Below are 17,992 nucleotides of genomic sequence, written 5' to 3' on the forward strand. Positions count from 1 at the left end.
AAATATCTACCTTAACAATTAATGACTATTGCAGCATAGTTGAAAGACTTTTTCTATCTTCGCGGCATGCAACAAGAAAAAGCCTTAGCGATTTTAAAATCTGGTAAAAACGTGTTTTTAACAGGTTCTGCAGGTACGGGTAAAACGTATGTCCTTAATGAATACATTAAGTATTTACGAGCCAGAAAAGTGCCTGTTGCTGTAACGGCTTCAACAGGAATTGCCGCGACACATATGAATGGTATGACCATTCATTCTTGGTCAGGCATTGGTGTTAAAGAACATCTTACTCAAGGGAATTTGGCAAGTATGAAAGCCAAAAAATACTTAAAAAAGAATTTAGGTAAAGCCGAAATATTAATTATTGATGAAATTTCAATGTTGCATAAGAACCAATTGAATTTGGTTGATAGAGTGTTACGTTATTTTAAAGATAATCAAGACCCATTTGGAGGCATTCAGGTGGTGCTTAGTGGTGACTTTTTTCAACTCCCTCCTATTGGTAAATACAATGAAAAAAGTAGAGATAAATTTTCTTTTATGTCTGAGGCCTGGGTAAATGCTAATTTTAATGTTTGCTATTTAACAGAACAATACCGTCAAAGTGATTCTAGCCTTAACGATATTTTAAATGAAATTCGAACAGGTAACGTATCACAACAGAACTTACAAATTTTAAAAGAGGCCACCGAGCACACGCTAGAAAAGAAAGAAGTACCTACTAAACTATTTACACATAATACAGATGTTGATAAGATAAATACGGAACATTTAGTAGAATTAGAAGGTAGAACTAAAACTTTTAAAGCCACAGCTAAAGGGAATATAAAATTAATTGACACCTTAAAAAATTCAGTGTTGGCTAGCGAAAATTTACAATTAAAAATTGGAGCTAAAGTGATGTTCGTAAAAAACAATTCTGAAAAAGGATTTGTAAATGGTACCTTAGGTAAGGTAACAGGTTTTAATGCAGAAGGACACCCAAAAGTAAAACTATCTGATAAAAGAATTATCACGGTTGAGAAAGAAGATTGGTCAATTCAGGATGATCATAATAAAGTGCTGGCTAGCTTCAGTCAATTTCCTTTACGCTTAGCTTGGGCAATCACGGTTCATAAATGTCAAGGAATGACTTTAGATGAAGCTGAAATTGATCTATCTAAAACCTTTGAACGCGGACAAGGTTATGTGGCTTTATCACGTTTAAAAAGAATAGAAAACCTTCAATTAAAAGGTTTCAATGAAATGGCGTTAATGGTTGACCAACTGGCACATAAGGCAGATCTTCGTTTTCAAGAACTTTCAATTAATGCCGATCAAAAATATACTCTAGATGAACTTAACAAAATGGCTCCTGCCTTTATAAGAAGTTGTGGTGGTACTACCAATATTAAGGATATTGATAAGAATAAGAAAAAAATAAAAGAAAAAAAAACAACAAAACAATCTACATACGACCTTACATTATCTTACTTACAGCAAAAGAAATCTATTGAAGAAATTGCGGAAGAAAGAGGCATGACAGCTGGTACAATTTCTGGTCATGTTATCAGACTTCGAAGTGATTATCCGAAAGAAGATTTAAGTTTTTACAAACCTAAAAAAGCTCTTTTTAATAAAGTAAAAAAAGTGTATGAGCTCCAATCTAAAGGTAATGAAATAAGCTCGAAAGTGATTTTTGACGCTTTAAATGGCGAAGTAAGCTACCAAGATATTAAACTCTGTATTGCTTTTCTATAATCATAAATGGCGTTGCCCTTCCTTTAACAAGATTTTAAACCTTTTTATTCTCTTTTTGTTTAGTTTTGTAGCAAATCAATCAATTTGAAAAAAGTTTTACTTTTACTAGTCTTTATCACAACCTTTGCATTACAAGCTCAGCAAAAGCGTATTGAAATATTACATGCCGACACTTCTATTGAAGATGATGAAAGATACCCAAATGGTACGGTTTTACTTGGCGATGTTTTTATAGAACATGAAGGTTTTACACTTCGCAGTAAAACAGCGGTACATTATAAACTACAGAATATCATAAGAGCCTATGGAAATGTAGTGCTAAATCAAGGTGACACCATAACGCAAACCAGTGATTATGTGCAATATAATGGTAAGACAAAAAAAGCCAAATCTTGGGGTAAAGTAGTATTGACTGATCCTGTAATGACCTTGACCACAGACACACTAGACTTTGATCGAATCAAGCAGTTGCTTTTTTATAAAAGTGGTGCAACTATTAAGGATACAGCTAATGTTTTAGTAAGTGAAAAGGGGAATTATTTTTTACAAACTTCAAAATTTCAAGCGTTATCTAAAGTCGTCTTGACAAATCCTGATTATGTGTTAGAATCTGACCATTTAGATTATTATACAAGTAATGGACAAGCGTTTCTATATGGACCCTCCACCATTACTGGAGAAGACAACCACATTTATACCGAAAGTGGATTTTATGATACTCAAAAAAATATTTCTCATTTTACTAAAAACTCAGTGCTTACCTACCAAAATAGGTCTATTACTGCAGATAGTTTATATTATGATAGGAATTTAGCCTTTGCCTCAGCCACCAACAATATAAAGATGTTAGACACATTAAATAATGCCGTAATTCGCGGTAATTATGGTGAATTTTACCAAAAGTTAGATTCCGCTTTTGTGATAAACAAAGCCGTTGCCATAACGGAAATTGAGAAAGATTCAATGTATGTTCATGGGGACACCTTACTGGTTACAGGCAAACCAGAAAATAGAATAATAAGGGCGTATAATCGCGTAAAATTCTTCAAAAGTAATTTAAGCGGTAAATGTGATTCTATTCATTCAAATCAAAAAACGGGACTTACACAAATGTTTAGAAATCCTGTATTATGGTCGCAAGAAAGTCAAATTACTGGAGACACTATTCACTTACTTTCAAATTCCGAAACAGAGCAATTAGATAGTTTAAAAATATTACGTAATGCCTTTGTGATTCAAAAAGATTCTGCAGGTTATAATCAGATAAAAGGTAGGAATATATTGGGGAAATTTTTTGACAATGATTTAGAAGATGTTAATGTTGTGGGTAACGCAGAAAGCATATTTTATGTTAGAGATGATGAAGACAATCTTAATGGAATAGATAAAAGTACTTGTAGCTATATCAATTTTCAATTAAAAGATAAGAAAATCAAAAACATTACGTATTTCGTTAACCCTGAAGGAACTATTTATCCACCCTCTAAAATACCAAAAAGTGATCGTATTTTTCGTGGTTTTGTTTGGCGTGATAAAGAAAGACCAAAAAAAATGGAAGATATTTTTATAAAGGATGATGATGTAATTAAGGTTAAAAAAGACGAACAACGTACAGTAAATTCGCTAGAACTTATCAATAAAGATAGTGGACAAAAATAATTACCGTATGCAATCAGACTTTATAAAATACCAAGCCCAAACATCTCCTCACCCATTAGCTTTAGAGATATCGCACGCCGAAGGAACTTTTGTTTATGATACAAGGGGTAAAGAGTATCTCGATTTCATTGCAGGTGTTTCTGCCAATAGTTTAGGGCACAACCATCCTAAAGTCAAAAAAGCTATAATTGATCAGGTTAATGCCTATACGCATGTTATGGTTTATGGAGAGTTTGTTCAAAAACCAGCAGTTGAGCTCTGTAAACATTTAGCAGATTTGCTTCCTCAATCAAAAGAATGGTCAATCTATTTAACCAATTCTGGTACTGAGGCAACAGAAGGAGCTTTAAAATTAGCTAAAAAATTTACGGGTAGAACAGAAATAATAGCTGCCAAAAATGCTTACCATGGTAATACACAAGGTGCTATGAGTGTTTGCGGAAATGAGAATCAAAATAGAGCTTTTAGACCATTAGTTCCAGGCATTAAATTTATCACTTTTAATAATGAAGAGGAATTAAAAAAAATTACTTCAAAAACAGCCGCCGTACTCTTAGAAACCATACAAGGTGGAGCTGGGTTCATTGTTCCAAAAAATGATTATTTAATAAAAGTCAAAAAACGTTGTGAAGAAGTTGGTGCACTGTTAATACTTGACGAAATACAAACAGGTATTGGCAGAACGGGTACATTCTTTGGTTTTGAAAATTACAACACCACTCCAGATATTATTATAACGGGAAAAGGTTTGGGTGGCGGCATGCCTATTGGAGCCTTTATTGCTCCTAATAACATGATGTCAATTCTAAAAGATAATCCCAAATTAGGCCATATTACTACTTTTGGAGGGCATCCAGTAATAGCAGCTTCAGCCTTAGCGACAGTAAAGGAAATTAGTTCATCCAACTTAATGGCCGAGACTTTAGCAAAAGAAAAGTTGTTTAGAAAAAGATTACAACATACAGCGGTAAAAGAAATTAGAGGTAAAGGATTACTATTAGCTTTAATTGTTGACACTCCAGAAATTGCCTCACAAATAATTTTAAAATCGTTAGAGAAAGGTTTATTACTATTTTGGTTACTTTTTGAAGGGCGTGCTGTTAGGATAACACCTCCTTTAAATATTTCAAATGAGGAAATAGAAAAAGGATGTGAAATTTTACTTAATGTAATTAATGAAGTATCGAAAGACTAGTGCTCAGTAGAAGGAAATCCATTGTCCTTATCTTCTGAAATTTCATTTTGCTTTATTTCGTCATTACGTTCTTCTAAGGCTTCTTGTTCGTTTAATACATCTTCTGCTTCATTTCTTTGTTGTACTTCATCATCAATATCATCCAAAATAGTTCCAATTTTTTTCTTATCTTTTATCATTGCCCATGTCATTAATAGGCTTGTTGCAATAATTACAAATAGCAATATACCCGATTCGAAATTTTCAATTTGACCTTCTTTTGGGATGCTATAAAATAATAAAATAGTTATCAATCCACGTGGTGCAATAAATAATTGTGGAAAAATATCTTTACCAATAAAAATTCTTAAAATAACGAAACGAATTGCATAAATAGAAGCTATAATAAGGAGACTAATACCTACGACGCTTATACTTACTAAAGAAGATAAAACAATAGTAAGCCCAAAAATGACAAAGAAAAATGTACGGATTACAAATGCCGTTTCCAAGGTAATAATATGTAATTCATGATAAATTTGGTCAATCTTATCTTTCTCTAAAAAGATGGCTGTCTTTCCGGGAAAGAATAATTTCACGTTTGCAATTACCAATCCGAAAATCAATATAATTATTAATGAAGACAAATGAAACTTCTTACCAATAGCATACAGCAAAAGCAATACCGCTATTAACAAGAAAAGTTTGGCTTGGCTCTTAATTTTTTGAAAAATTAAGATGATACCATAACTGGCTACAAGAGCAATAATAATGGTTAAAACCGTAGTTAGAGCAAATTCTCCTGCCCCAACAGCATGTTCCGGATCAAGACCTCCAATCATAAAATAAAACATCATAATTCCCATTATATCTGAGAAGGTACTTTCATATATATGAAATTCTTTCTTCTTATCTCCTAACCCACTTACACTTGGTATAATAATAGCACTAGATAGTATGGACAACGGAATTGCGTATAACCAAGCAGAGGTCATTGACATTCCATCAACTGCATAATGCAGTATAAGTGCAGCTACCCATGCTGATGCCACTAAACCAATCAATGCTATTGCCATTGATTTTAAAATAGGTATAAGTTTCTCTCGTTTCAATTCTAATTCTAAGGCAGCTTCAAGAACAATCATAATTAACCCAATTGTGCCTAAAATTTCTAAGGAAGGTCTAAAATCTATTTCTTCTCCTACAAAATAATCCATTGCAAATTTTAAAACAACACCTAATACTATGAGCATTAAAACTGAAGGAATATTTGTTTTTTTCGATAGTCCCGTAAACCAAAAAGATAAAATAATTATTACAGAAGCTCCAATGATTAAATTATAAGAAGATAATATTTCCATGTAGAATTAGTTTGGTTTAATTAGTTAAAAATACCATTTAAAAATTTATAATGTTATTTTTCATTGATAATAACGGATATAAGTTACAATTTGTTTGAATCCTACTAAAAAAAAAACATGATTGATTCTTCTCCTTCAGCAAAATACTTTCTTAAAACTACTTTTAATTAGAACTTCATTAGAAAATACAGCTTAAAAACTGGGGTTTATGAATATTTAGGAAATTTTCAAATCAAATGTTAAAACTGTTAAGATGTGCCAAAATTTAGTTAAAATAAAAAATAACAGTAACAATTTGTCCTTCAAAAAGTCTATTAAGCATAACATAAAAATTAATCTAAAAAATATTTATCATGAAAAAATTAAAATTAGTTTCTTTATCATTAGCATTATTTGTTGGGTCTTTAACGTATGCATCAAATGCAGAAGCAGATACCAAATCAGAAATTAGAAGTCAAATTATTAGTCTATTAGATCAAAAGGAAGTCAACATTGATTCTGATGAATTAGTAGCTAAGGTATCATTTATGCTAAATGAAAAATCAGAACTTGTCATTATTTCTGTTAGATCAAAAAATGATAAAAAAAATAATTCTATAATTGATACTTATATTAAAAAACACTTGAATTATAAAAAAGTAAAGGTGAATAACTTAAAAGTTGGTAAAGTTTATGAGATGCCTTTTAAAATGGTAAAGTAATAAGTAATACATAAAAAAAAAAGACCGTCTTTAAGTTAAAGACGGTCTTTTTTTTTTACAAAACTCATTAATCATTCTTCAATTAATTTATCTAATAATTCTCTAATTGAATTACTGTTCCAATTGACAGCTCCATATTCTGACAATGCCACCTTTCCATTTTTATCTAAAATAAAAGTTGTGGGAATTGTTGACACTTCTAATTGCAAAGGTGCTTTTGATAATTGATTATATGTAGGGAAGTTATAGTCATTCTTTCCATAAAATTTCTCTACTTTCTCTTTACTATCTGTAGTTACAAATAAAAATACCAATTTTTCATTATAATCTAAATATAGCTTATGTATCATCGGCATTTCTGCAATACAAGGTGGACACCATGTCGCCCAGTAGTTAATAAAAACTACCTTACCCCTTAATGACTCTAAGTTTATATCGTTCGCTGAGACAATACCTTCGAATTTTAAATCATAAGTATCTACTGTCAATCGCTTATCAATTTCCTCAACAGAAGGCGAAAATAGTAAGGTCTTTACATAGGTAATACCTTGGGTTAGCTTTGCTCTTGTACCCAAACCAAATGGTGTGAAAAGGAAAATAATAAATCCGAAAAATAGAATATTAGAAATTGTTTTTTTATTAAGTTTCATATTGTATTAGTAGTATAATTCTTACAATCTTACAAAAATAAATAAAAAAAAGGTGCAACAAATGTTACACCTTAAATAACTCAAAACACTAGAATCGTTTTACCTGTTCACTGTCCCTGATGGGAAAGAAGCTCCATTAAAAGTTAAATCATATGTTGCTGGTGCGGTTTCATTACCAGCAGCACCCAATAAAGGTTTTAATAAAAAGGGTGTAGGTGAGTTATCTGGTGATGGTTCTACAGAAATCACTATCGTTCTTCCTCTAATATCTAATGGAAATGAAAATCCAGTTGGTGTGTTACTAAAAAAATCTTCACCAGGAATTGGAGGGCCTGCATTTTCAATTCCACTGAAAGAAGTTGCACTTCCAGCATTGTCATCTGCAACATCAAATGCCGTAAATGTGCCCGTAGATAAAGGACCTTGACCATCTACTACAACCCAACCTTCGTATTTCCAACCGGCTTCCAATGTAGGTAATGTAAAAGCTGCTGTTGGTGGTGTACCTGGAGTACCAAACCAAATTCCGCTCTCATCGTTACCATTATTATCTGCAGATTCATCAGTTGGAGATCTCAAAAAGAATTTCCCTGCCGGTGTATCTGTGGTAAAATCACCAACTGTACCCACTGAAACTGTAGCACTACTCCCTGAAAAGTCTCCGACAACTAATTTAGTATCAGAAGGCGTTGCTGCCGCGGTACCCGTTTCTCCAGCAGGCTCTATACTTAATACAAATCTGGTAGCCGCATCTAATTCTTCAGCATCTACTGAAAAATTTTGACCTAATGAAATGTCTGAAAAAGTTCCTGTACTTACTGGAGCACCATCAACAATAATCCATCCTTCATAGACATAATCTGAACCCAAGTCTTCTAAACCTGCAACATTAATGGTTAAGTTTTTTGTTGAAGGCGAAAAGTGGTTATCATCGTCACATGACGTAAATAGCAGTCCAAAAACTGCAGTAACTAAAAATAAATTGTTTCTTGTCATAATAAAGTTTTTTATATGTTAGTAATAGTGTTTTATTAGCATCAACCTTGAAACTAATAATTTGAGTAAACTTATATGACAAATATAAAAGAGCTATGTTTTATAAAGTGTTAGCTAGCTAACACTACGCTACTTTTTTAAGAATACGAATTTCCTTTTTATAAAAATCTAGGATTTTAGCTTGTTTTAGTTCGTTAATTATAATATTAAGTGTAGGTCTTGATGTCCCAATTAATGAAGCAATATCTTTTTGGGTATAAGGATGTTTGATAATTTTATCGCCTGTCTTTTCACAATCATATCCATAATCTTCACACAGCTCATCTAAAAACTCTAACAGTCTGGTTTTTGCATCTTTAAATAGTAACAGTTGAATTCTTCGTTCTAACCTTTTAATACGTAGTCCAATGAATTTATAAATTTTAAAGCTTACAGAAACATTATCTCTCATCAGTTCATAAAGTGTTTCTTTTGAAATCGGACAAATTGATGTTGTATTATCTATAGATTGAGCAAATTCATTTCTTTTATCAATTCCTAAAATGGCTTTTTCTCCGAACATTTCACCCTTAGTCAATATTGCTCTTACAATTTCTTTACCATCATCATTATATTGACCAATTTTAACTTTACCTTTATTAATCAAATAAATTTTATTGGCAGAATCTTGCTCAAAATATATATAATCACTTTTTTTATAAGAACTAAATTTATGGTTTGAAGAATACTCCGAATACTTATGAGGACATAAAATTTTAAAAAGATTTACATCATCAAAAAACCACATATTAGTGTTCATAGCTATATTGTTTTGGTTGATGATTAAGTCGGTAGGTAGTTCTATTTCTTACAAAAGAAAAAAAAGTAGGCTATAAGCCGGATTCTGTAATTCAGTTGAACTGAAATCCTTATCATTTATCTACGTTATACATTACTGCATAACTTTAGCTGTTTACCCCTTGGAATTGGACGCGTACCCTTACCCTTTCGGGACTCCAATATACGTAACATTGCATCTCATAGAGTTTACCTGGTTTCACTACAGCCTAACTGTACTTGCTTTCTGTTGCACTTGTCCTTGGCTTACGCCAGACGGATGTTATCCGCTATGATTCGCTGTGATGTCCGGACTTTCCTATTCCACCAGAAGTGAAATCGATAAGGTAGCCTACTTTCTGCAAAAATAGTACTAATAAAAATGTGATTCTATAATTATTGGATAAAAAAAAATCCCACTCCTTATTTAAAAGGAGTGAGAAAATTGCTATGAAAAAGAAATATTACTGAACTATTGCTCAGCAATACAAATATATAAACGCCGACTATATCGTTTTATTGCAACTTATAAGTAATTAATGATGAAATAAACAAAAATCAACATAACTACTTGACATACAAAAAGTTACAATATGTTAAAAATTTGTTATATAAAAAAACCCACTCTAAATTAGAGTGGGAAAATTGCTATGAAAAAGAAAAAGTGTTGAATTTTACAATTCAACATCGCAAATATATAAATTTTATTAATAAAAACAGTGAAAAATTATCAAATATATGATTATTTTAAACTTATTTTATGAAAACATATCTTTGACCTTTTCAAAAAATGATTTATCTGAATGTGTTGGTATTGGTGCAAAATGTTCATCATCTTTCATTGATTCGAAAAAAGCTTTTTGATCTTTTGACAAGTCCTTTGGAGTCCAAACATTAACATGAATTAATAAGTCTCCTTTACCGTAACCTTCTAAACTTGGTAAACCTTTACCTCTTAATCGCAATATTTTTCCGGACTGTGTCCCTGCTTCTATTTTTATTCTGACTTTACCTGTTAAGGTATCAATTTCCATACTTTCACCAAGTACTGCATCAGGAATACTCACATACATATCATAGTGTAAGTTATTACCCTCACGTTTTAACTTATCATGTGGAATTTCTTGGATAACGACCAATAAATCTCCAGATATACTATTTCCAGGAGCTTCATTACCTTTACCTGATACTTTTAATTGAACACCATCTACAACTCCTGGTGGAATTTTAATAGAAACACTTTCTTCTTTCTCTATTAAACCTTGAGCATTTGAACCACTTGGTCTGTGATCTATCATTTGACCAGCACCTTGACACGTAGGACAAGTAGTTGCTGTCTGCATTCTCCCTAATATAGTATTGGTAACTCTAGTAACTTGACCTTGACCATTACATGTACTACAAGTCTTATAAGTAACTCCCTTGGCTTTAACCAAACGCTTTACTTTTACCTTTTTTTCGACACCATTAACAATTTCTTCTAATGTTAATTTGACACGAATTCTAAGATTACTTCCTTTAACTCTAACGCCTCCTCTACTTTGACCACCTCCGCCAAAACCAGAAAATCCGCCGCCGCCGCCAAAAGCACCACCAAAAATATCTCCAAATTGACTAAAGATATCGTCCATGTTCATACCGCCACCGCCAAAGCCTCCACCTTGACCACCTTCAAATGCAGAATGTCCAAATTGATCGTAACGAGCTTTCTTATCAGCATTACCTAATATTTCATAAGCTTCTGCTGCTTTTTTAAATTTTTCTTCTGCCGTTTTATCATCAGGATTTTTATCTGGATGATATTTAATAGCCTTCTTTCGATATGCTTTCTTTATCTCTGCAGGAGATGCACTTTTTTCAATTCCTAATATTATATAATAATCTTCCTTCAAAATTTATAATTTAATTACACTGAAAATAATTTATTGACCAATAACTACTTTTGGATAACGAATAATTTTATCGCCCAACTTATATCCTTTTTCTGTTACGTCAATAACCTTTCCTTTTAATTTTTTTGATGGAGCAGGTATTTGAGTAATAGCTTCATGTATTTCAGCATCAAATTTATCTCCTTGCTTCACCTCTACCTTAGTCAACCCCTTTTGCTCTAATGTTTTTAGAAGTTTCTGATAAATTAACAACACACCTTTACGTAATTCTTCTGCCTCTTTATCGTCTTCTGCATGCGTTAATGCACGCTCAAAATCGTCTAAAACTGGTATTAAAACAGTCATTAAGTCCTGATTTGCAGTTTTAAATAACTCTAATCTCTCCCTTGAAGTTCTTTTTTTATAATTTTCAAACTCAGCAAATAAGCGTAAATACTTGTCTTTTTCCTTTTGAATTAAATCTTCAGTAGTCGGTTCGGCAGTATCATTCACTTCTTCTCCATTAACTTCTGTCTGACCATCTTGAACATTTTCTGTATCTTGAATCTCTTCTTGATTTGTATTTTCTTCTGTACTCATCTCTATGAATATTTAACATTAAAAATTTAGTTTGCAAAAGTACTGCCAATTCCTCTAAAATGCCATAATGTCAGAAGAAAATTTTTTATAGAGAAAAATTACCCCCATAATTGCTAAAACAATAGTACAAAACATGTTATAATTCTATGGAAAAGGATGAACGGACATCACTTTTAAACAAAAAAAATCCAATTTTATCGAAATAAAATTGGATTTATAAATTTTTGAGATTTTTAAAATTAATCTACTCTTATAATTTTAGCTCCAATAGCTTGCAAACGTTCATCTATACGTTCGTACCCTCTATCTATTTGCTCTATATTATGAATTGTTGAAGTTCCCTTAGCAGATAGTGCTGCAATCAGCAAAGAAACCCCTGCTCTAATATCCGGTGAAGTCATCGTTGTAGCTTGTAAGTCAGATTTAAAATCATGACCAATTACAGTGGCTCTATGTGGGTCACATAAAATAATTTTAGCTCCCATATCTATCAATTTATCAACGAAAAACAAACGACTTTCGAACATTTTTTGATGAATTAATAAACTTCCATTTGCTTGTGTTGCCACAACCAAAATAATACTCAATAAATCTGGCGTAAATCCAGGCCATGGAGCATCAGATATGGTAAGTATAGAACCATCTATAAAGCTCTGAACATTATATCCATCCTTATGTTCTGGTATATGAATATCATCACCTTGACGTTCTACTGTAATTCCTAATTTTCTAAAAACGCTTGGTATGACTCCTAAATCATCCCAACTGACACCTTTAATTGTTAATTCACTTTTTGTCATTGCTGCCAAGCCAATCCAACTTCCAATTTCAATCATATCAGGCAACATTCTGTGTGATGTACCACCTAATTCTTTAACCCCTTCTATATGCAACATGTTAGAACCTACCCCCGTAATTTTGGCTCCCATTCTATTCAACATTTTACATAATTGCTGTAAGTACGGTTCACAAGCAGCATTATATATGGTCGTTTTTCCTTCGGCCAATACCGCTGCCATTACAATGTTTGCTGTACCTGTAACAGAAGCTTCATCTAGTAACATATAAGCTCCTTTCAGAGTTTTAGCCTCTACACCATAAAAATGATCTTCTTTATTAAAGCGGAACTTAGCTCCTAACTTCATAAAGCCCTCAAAATGTGTATCTAAACGTCTTCTTCCTATTTTATCTCCTCCCGGTTTAGGAATATACCCTTTTCCAAAACGTGCTAACAAAGGCCCCACAATCATAATTGACCCACGTAAACCACTACCATCTACCTTAAACCTTTCTGACTCTAAATATTCTAAATTAACATCATCTGCTTGAAAAGTATAGGATCCTTGACCATTTTTTTGAATTTTTACACCAAAATTCTCTAATAGATTAATAAGCTTGTTTACATCTACAATATCTGGAATATTTGAAATTACAACTTTTTCTGGTGTTAATAATACTGCACACAAAATTTGTAAGGCTTCATTTTTTGCTCCTTGAGGTGTAATTGAACCTTTTAGTTTATGACCGCCTTCTATTTTAAAAGTCCCCATTATTGATTGTTAGGTTTTTTAGTTGTGGTTATTCTATTTGATTTAATATGATAAATTAATAGGTTTATATAAACCTTTACATATCATTATCTTTTCCTACGATTCTTATTTGAATTATTTTTATGCTTATTCGTAGGTTTATTTGTAGATTTATTTGTAGGCTTTTTCCTTAATAAATTTTTAATTTCAGATAAAGTTTCATCTGAAGTACTTAAATTTATTTTTCCATGAGAAAGTTCTGCTAAATGTTTAAATATAACATCATCATCAACGGTATCTTTATTCCAATTAAGAAAGCATTTTTTCATGTGGTTAGCAATCGTAAAAATAAGAGCTTCTTTAAGTTCTCCTTCTTCCCATGTCAATGCAGTATCTATCATAGTCTGAATATTATGACCATAAAATTTATATTTTGATGCTGCTTTTGGATAATCTAACTTATCTGGTTTTGCTGTTAATTCAGCTTGCGATGGAGTTGTATAAGGAGAATCTGCATCCAACTTAAAATCAGACATGATAAAAAGCTGATCCCATAATTTATGTTTAAAATCTGGAACATCTCTTAAATGCGGTTGCAAATTACCCATTACATCAATAATGGCATTCGCCATTTCGTTACGTTTTTCTTTTGTTTCTAACTTAATACAATGGTTCACAAGCTTCTGTACATGTCTACCATATTCCGGTATTATCAAATGCTCTCTCGCTGAATTGTATTCTAAATCGTAGTCAATCATAGTAATATATATGTAGTACCCTAACGGATATTTTTAAAAAGTATTTTTATAGTATGCACAAAGAAACAATTATTTGTTTAAAGCATAGTGTTTTAACCTAAAATTTTAAGTTTGGCAAATTGTAATAGTAATTTTTTACTTCCAACTGAATCAAAGTTTATTTCAGCTTTCTTATTAGAACCAACACCTTCTAAGTTAACAACTTCACCCTTACCGAACTTGGTATGCTCAACTACATTACCAACGGTAATATTGCTATCAAATAGATTTTGGTTAATATTACTTACCTTTTTTAGGTTTTTTGGTGTACTTATCTGTATCGTTTCTGGAGTTGATTTTTGTTTACCTTTAGGTTTAACCACCTCTCTTTTTACAGGTTTTTTAAAGCGAACTTTATCTTGAGGAACATCACCAAAAATATCTTCATTAATAAATTTATTAATATTTGGAGAAACCTTTGGCGTCATAAAATCGATATACTTATCGTCTATTTCTTCTAAGAATCGGCTTGGTTCACAATCTACTAGTTTACCCCATCGGTATCTTGAATGTGCATATGATAAATAGGCCTGTTTTTCAGCCCTAGTTAGAGCTACATAAAACAAACGACGCTCTTCTTCCAGTTCACTTCGCGTGTTCATACTCATCGCTGAAGGAAATAAGTTTTCTTCCAAACCAACAATATATACATATTGAAACTCTAATCCCTTTGCCATGTGCACAGTCATTAAAGAAACACTATCAACATCCTTGTTTTTTTCATTATCTAAATCAGTAGCTAAGGCCACATCTTCAAGAAAGTAAGCAAGTGAAGTATCTGTTTTTCTTTCTTCTCCGTCTTCTTTTTCCTCGTTTTGCTCGTCAATAAAATCTTTAATTCCGTTTAATAATTCTTGAACATTTTCAACTTTACTAACCGCTTCTGGAGCTTCATCCTTTTCTAACTCCTTAATTATTTTGGTTTGTTTTACAACAAAATCAGCAACTTCAAACGCATTCTTAGTTTCTGCTTCTATCTGAAAAGTCTTCACCATCGTTACAAAATTATGTAGTTTTAATTTTGTACTTGCATTAATTTTCACATCGACTTTATCGATATTTTCAAGAATTTCAAAAATAGATTTTTTATAATGATTAGCAGCAACACTTAATCTTTCAATTGTAGTTTGACCCACTCCCCTTGCCGGATAATTTATTACACGTTTTAAGGCTTCTTCATCATTAGGATTTACAATTAAGCGTAAATAAGACAATATATCTTTAATTTCTTTACGTTGATAAAAGGATAATCCACCAAATATTCTATAGGTAATATCTTTTTTTCGTAAAGCATCTTCAATAGCTCTTGATTGAGAATTCGTTCGATACAAAATGGCAAAGTCTTCATTTTTGAGTTGATGATTCATCTTATTATCAAAAATTGAATTCGCCACAAAACGACCTTCTTCCCCTTCTGAAAGGGTACGCATTATTTTTACTTTTTCCCCCTTATCATTATCTGTCCAAATTTCTTTATCTAATTTGGTTTTATTTTTATCAATAACACTATTGGCAGCTTCTACAATATTACTAGTAGATCTATAATTTTGCTCTAATTTAAAAATCTTAACCTCTTCGTAATCCCGTTGGAAATTTAAAATATTTTGAATATTTGCTCCCCTAAAAGCATAAATACTTTGAGAATCATCACCAACTACACAAATATTTTGAAACCGATCTGCTAAGGCTCTCACAATTAAATATTGAGAGTGATTGGTATCTTGATACTCATCAACCATTATATATCTAAATCTATCTTGATACTTCGCCAAGACATCAGGAAAACGTGTTAAAAGCTCATTGGTTCTCAACAATAAATCGTCAAAATCCATCGCACCTGCTTTAAAACAACGATCTACATACTGCTGATAAATCTCACCTATTTTAGGACGATTTGCCATTTTATCTGTCTCTTGCAATTCAGAATTAGCATAATAGGCCTTTACTGTAATAAGACTGTTTTTAAAAGAAGAAATACGGCTCAACACTTGTTTTGACTTATATCTATCTTTGTCTAACTGCATTTCTTTTATAATCGTAGAAATCAGTCTAACAGAATCTTGCGTATCGTAAATAGTAAAATTTCTAGGAAAGCCTAATTTATCTGCTTCTGATCGTAAAATTCGAGCAAAAACAGAGTGAAAAGTACCCATCCATAAATTTTTAGCTTCACTATCTCCCACCATTTTGGCAATTCTATTCTTCATTTCACGGGCCGCCTTATTTGTAAAGGTTAATGCCAAAATGCTGAAAGAGTCCACTCCTTGCTTCATCAAATGAGCAATTCTGTACGTCAAAACACGGGTTTTTCCAGAGCCGGCACCCGCTATAATAATCATAGCACCATCTTTTTGTACAACGGCAGCTCGCTGAGCTTCATTTAATTCTTCTAGGTAGTTCGTCACAAAGTGTATTTTTGAGTGCCTCAAAAATACAATTGTAATTGCTTTATAGCAATAATATCGAGTTAAAATTATGAATAATGATTTATGTAAAACAATTATTTAAAAATTTAACAAAAAAAAGCATAACCACAAGCTAAACTAAATGTTTATATACCAACTGGTTACACTTTTTAAAACATAATAAACATATTAAAAAAAAATGCTATCTAATTATCTTGTCTATCTTGAATGTCCATGCATAATTACTTTTAGGGTTACTTCTCAGTTTCTCTGGAATAATTACTTTAAACCCTTTATCTAATTTTTCCCATTTAAGCCTTGTGTTTGAGCCTAACATTGTGATTTTAGCACCTCTTTTAGGGGTAATTGATGTAACTATTATCTCACTAGGCATTGTACTCTCATTTTCCTCTGCCAAATAAAAGAAAAAGACATTTTCCTTTTTATTTTGCGTAAAGCAAATATTATTTTCTTTAAAAGGAGCAATAGGCTTGGTATTATAAATGGCTGAACCGTTAACATCAATCCAATCTTCATATTCTTTAAGTAAATCATATGCTCCCTGTTGCCAAGTTCCATCAGGACCTGGAGCTATATTCAATAATAAATTACCTCCTTTCGCAACTATATCAACTAACATTTGAACTCCTTCTCTTCCACTTTTATAGGTTGCATTGAAAGTATGTGACCAACCACCACCAGATATAATACATGACTCCCATGGGTAAGGTAATGTTTTATCAGGAACTCTGTTTTCTGGAGTTAAATAATTTTGATTTTTACTGTGAACGGCTCTATCCACAACAATTAATCCTGGTTGTTTTTGTCTTGCTTTAACAACCAACTCATCCATTTTAATGTCTTGATTAACAATGCGGTTTTTAAGAAACCCATTACCTGATTTGTTCTCTTCAAATTTAGCTAAGTAATGTTTTTTCACATCTTCATCTGTTAATTTCTCAACCCATCCACCATCTAGCCAAAGTATATCAACCTTTCCATAATCTGTTAATAATTCTAAAATCTGATTGTGGGTGAAATCAACATATTTTTGCCATTTTTCTGGATATTCCTCCGGATCATAATTTACATTTCTATCAAAAGGTGGGTAATAAGGATCCCAATAATTTTCATGATTCCAATCAGGTTTTGAAAAATAAGCACCTATCCAAAAATCTTGAGCTCTAAAAGCATTAAAAACTTCCTTAGTGATATTGGCACGTGGATTTGTACTAAAAGCACATTCTGGGTCAGTTACTTTATAATCTGTATACTTAGAGTCAAACATTGAGAAACCATCATGATGTTTTGTAGTAAAAACCATATATTTCATTCCCGCTTTCTTTGCTGCATTTGCCCATTTTTCAGGATTAAATTCAGTAGGGTTAAAAGTGTTTTTCAGACCTTCATATTCCTTTTTATATTCAAAATAATTATTAGCGTTTTTACCTTTCTTACGTTCCGTCCATCCATAATCTTCAGGACTAAGTGACCATGATTCTACAATACCCCATTGACTGTATGAACCCCAGTGCATTAACAATCCAAACTTTTTATCTTGCCATTCGTCTAATTTTTCTAAAACTAACGGATCAGTTTCTGGAATATATCTTTCATCCTCATATATAGCTTGCGAAAAGCTAGCGGTTGATATTAACAATAGTAATGTTAAAAAATTTAATTTCATGATTAA

General features: G+C 32.0%; 14 protein-coding genes and 1 other RNA gene. 4 read left to right on the forward strand and 11 right to left on the reverse strand.

Features of this window, described 5'->3' with window-relative positions:
• Positions 1 to 66 precede the first annotated feature (66 nt).
• The 3 genes from FF125_RS12905 (at position 67) to FF125_RS12915 (ending at position 4,594) form a co-directional block, all read left to right on the forward strand.
• A complete protein-coding gene (locus FF125_RS12905; protein ID WP_138950153.1) occupies positions 67 to 1,740 on the forward strand; it encodes an AAA family ATPase in 1,674 nt (557 codons plus the stop codon).
• An 84-nt stretch (positions 1,741 to 1,824) separates the two neighbouring features.
• Positions 1,825 to 3,399 (forward strand): OstA-like protein, encoded by a 1,575-nt coding sequence (locus tag FF125_RS12910; RefSeq protein WP_250629579.1) that lies wholly within the window; start codon positions 1,825 to 1,827, stop codon positions 3,397 to 3,399.
• A gap of 7 nt (positions 3,400 to 3,406) precedes the next feature.
• A complete protein-coding gene (locus FF125_RS12915) occupies positions 3,407 to 4,594 on the forward strand; it encodes an aspartate aminotransferase family protein (protein WP_138950154.1) in 1,188 nt (395 codons plus the stop codon).
• Here the strand turns inward: FF125_RS12915 and FF125_RS12920 are convergent.
• Entirely contained in the window at positions 4,591 to 5,934 is a 1,344-nt protein-coding gene (locus tag FF125_RS12920; protein ID WP_138950155.1) for a cation:proton antiporter domain-containing protein, read from the reverse strand. The genes FF125_RS12915 and FF125_RS12920 overlap by 4 nt on opposite strands.
• Before the next feature lie 353 nt (positions 5,935 to 6,287).
• Between FF125_RS12920 and FF125_RS12925 the strand changes: the two genes are divergently transcribed.
• On the forward strand, positions 6,288 to 6,635 hold the full coding sequence (locus FF125_RS12925; RefSeq protein ID WP_138950156.1) for a hypothetical protein: 348 nt from the start codon (positions 6,288 to 6,290) through the stop codon (positions 6,633 to 6,635).
• 71 nt (positions 6,636 to 6,706) lie between these two features.
• Here the strand turns inward: FF125_RS12925 and FF125_RS12930 are convergent, their stop codons facing one another.
• The 10 genes from FF125_RS12930 to FF125_RS12975 all read right to left on the reverse strand — a co-directional run bounded on the left by FF125_RS12930 (position 6,707) and on the right by FF125_RS12975 (position 17,986).
• Positions 6,707 to 7,285: a TlpA family protein disulfide reductase gene (locus FF125_RS12930; RefSeq protein WP_138950157.1), complete on the reverse strand. Its 579-nt coding sequence runs from the start codon at positions 7,283 to 7,285 to the stop codon at positions 6,707 to 6,709.
• Positions 7,286 to 7,384: 99 nt separating this feature from the next.
• On the reverse strand, positions 7,385 to 8,281 hold the full coding sequence (locus FF125_RS12935) for an anti-sigma factor (RefSeq protein ID WP_138950158.1): 897 nt from the start codon (positions 8,279 to 8,281) through the stop codon (positions 7,385 to 7,387).
• Between the two features lie 124 nt (positions 8,282 to 8,405).
• A complete protein-coding gene (locus FF125_RS12940; protein WP_138950159.1) occupies positions 8,406 to 9,080 on the reverse strand; it encodes a Crp/Fnr family transcriptional regulator in 675 nt (224 codons plus the stop codon).
• Positions 9,081 to 9,138: 58 nt separating this feature from the next.
• Positions 9,139 to 9,456, reverse strand: an RNA gene (rnpB, locus tag FF125_RS12945) — RNase P RNA component class A.
• 399 nt (positions 9,457 to 9,855) lie between these two features.
• On the reverse strand, positions 9,856 to 10,992 hold the full coding sequence (gene dnaJ, locus FF125_RS12950; protein WP_138950160.1) for a molecular chaperone DnaJ: 1,137 nt from the start codon (positions 10,990 to 10,992) through the stop codon (positions 9,856 to 9,858).
• 27 nt (positions 10,993 to 11,019) lie between these two features.
• Entirely contained in the window at positions 11,020 to 11,568 is a 549-nt protein-coding gene (locus FF125_RS12955; protein ID WP_138950161.1) for a nucleotide exchange factor GrpE, read from the reverse strand.
• 239 nt (positions 11,569 to 11,807) lie between these two features.
• Positions 11,808 to 13,118 (reverse strand): UDP-N-acetylglucosamine 1-carboxyvinyltransferase, encoded by a 1,311-nt coding sequence (gene murA, locus FF125_RS12960; RefSeq protein ID WP_138950162.1) that lies wholly within the window; start codon positions 13,116 to 13,118, stop codon positions 11,808 to 11,810.
• 86 nt (positions 13,119 to 13,204) lie between these two features.
• A complete protein-coding gene (locus tag FF125_RS12965; RefSeq protein WP_175418925.1) occupies positions 13,205 to 13,855 on the reverse strand; it encodes a DUF4290 domain-containing protein in 651 nt (216 codons plus the stop codon).
• A gap of 92 nt (positions 13,856 to 13,947) precedes the next feature.
• Positions 13,948 to 16,299: an ATP-dependent helicase gene (locus FF125_RS12970; protein ID WP_138950163.1), complete on the reverse strand. Its 2,352-nt coding sequence runs from the start codon at positions 16,297 to 16,299 to the stop codon at positions 13,948 to 13,950.
• Between the two features lie 202 nt (positions 16,300 to 16,501).
• Positions 16,502 to 17,986, reverse strand: coding sequence for an alpha-L-fucosidase (locus FF125_RS12975; RefSeq protein WP_138950164.1), 1,485 nt, complete (start codon positions 17,984 to 17,986; stop codon positions 16,502 to 16,504).
• Positions 17,987 to 17,992 lie beyond the last annotated feature (6 nt).

It is taken from the genome of Aureibaculum algae (assembly GCF_006065315.1).
In the GTDB taxonomy this organism is placed as follows: domain Bacteria; phylum Bacteroidota; class Bacteroidia; order Flavobacteriales; family Flavobacteriaceae; genus Aureibaculum; species Aureibaculum algae.

What these genes read in the sequence shown, in the direction of transcription:
- FF125_RS12905 (WP_138950153.1), top strand. Translation starts at nt 67, where the DNA reads ATGCAACAAGAAAAAGCCTTAGCGATTTTAAAATCTGGTAAAAACGTG.
- FF125_RS12915 (WP_138950154.1), top strand. Translation starts at nt 3,407, where the DNA reads ATGCAATCAGACTTTATAAAATACCAAGCCCAAACATCTCCTCACCCA.
- FF125_RS12920 (WP_138950155.1), bottom strand. Translation starts at nt 5,934, where the DNA reads ATGGAAATATTATCTTCTTATAATTTAATCATTGGAGCTTCTGTAATA.
- FF125_RS12925 (WP_138950156.1), top strand. Translation starts at nt 6,288, where the DNA reads ATGAAAAAATTAAAATTAGTTTCTTTATCATTAGCATTATTTGTTGGG.
- FF125_RS12930 (WP_138950157.1), bottom strand. Translation starts at nt 7,285, where the DNA reads ATGAAACTTAATAAAAAAACAATTTCTAATATTCTATTTTTCGGATTT.
- FF125_RS12935 (WP_138950158.1), bottom strand. Translation starts at nt 8,281, where the DNA reads ATGACAAGAAACAATTTATTTTTAGTTACTGCAGTTTTTGGACTGCTA.
- FF125_RS12940 (WP_138950159.1), bottom strand. Translation starts at nt 9,080, where the DNA reads ATGAACACTAATATGTGGTTTTTTGATGATGTAAATCTTTTTAAAATT.
- FF125_RS12955 (WP_138950161.1), bottom strand. Translation starts at nt 11,568, where the DNA reads ATGAGTACAGAAGAAAATACAAATCAAGAAGAGATTCAAGATACAGAA.
- murA (WP_138950162.1), bottom strand. Translation starts at nt 13,118, where the DNA reads ATGGGGACTTTTAAAATAGAAGGCGGTCATAAACTAAAAGGTTCAATT.
- FF125_RS12965 (WP_175418925.1), bottom strand. Translation starts at nt 13,855, where the DNA reads ATGATTGACTACGATTTAGAATACAATTCAGCGAGAGAGCATTTGATA.
- FF125_RS12975 (WP_138950164.1), bottom strand. Translation starts at nt 17,986, where the DNA reads ATGAAATTAAATTTTTTAACATTACTATTGTTAATATCAACCGCTAGC.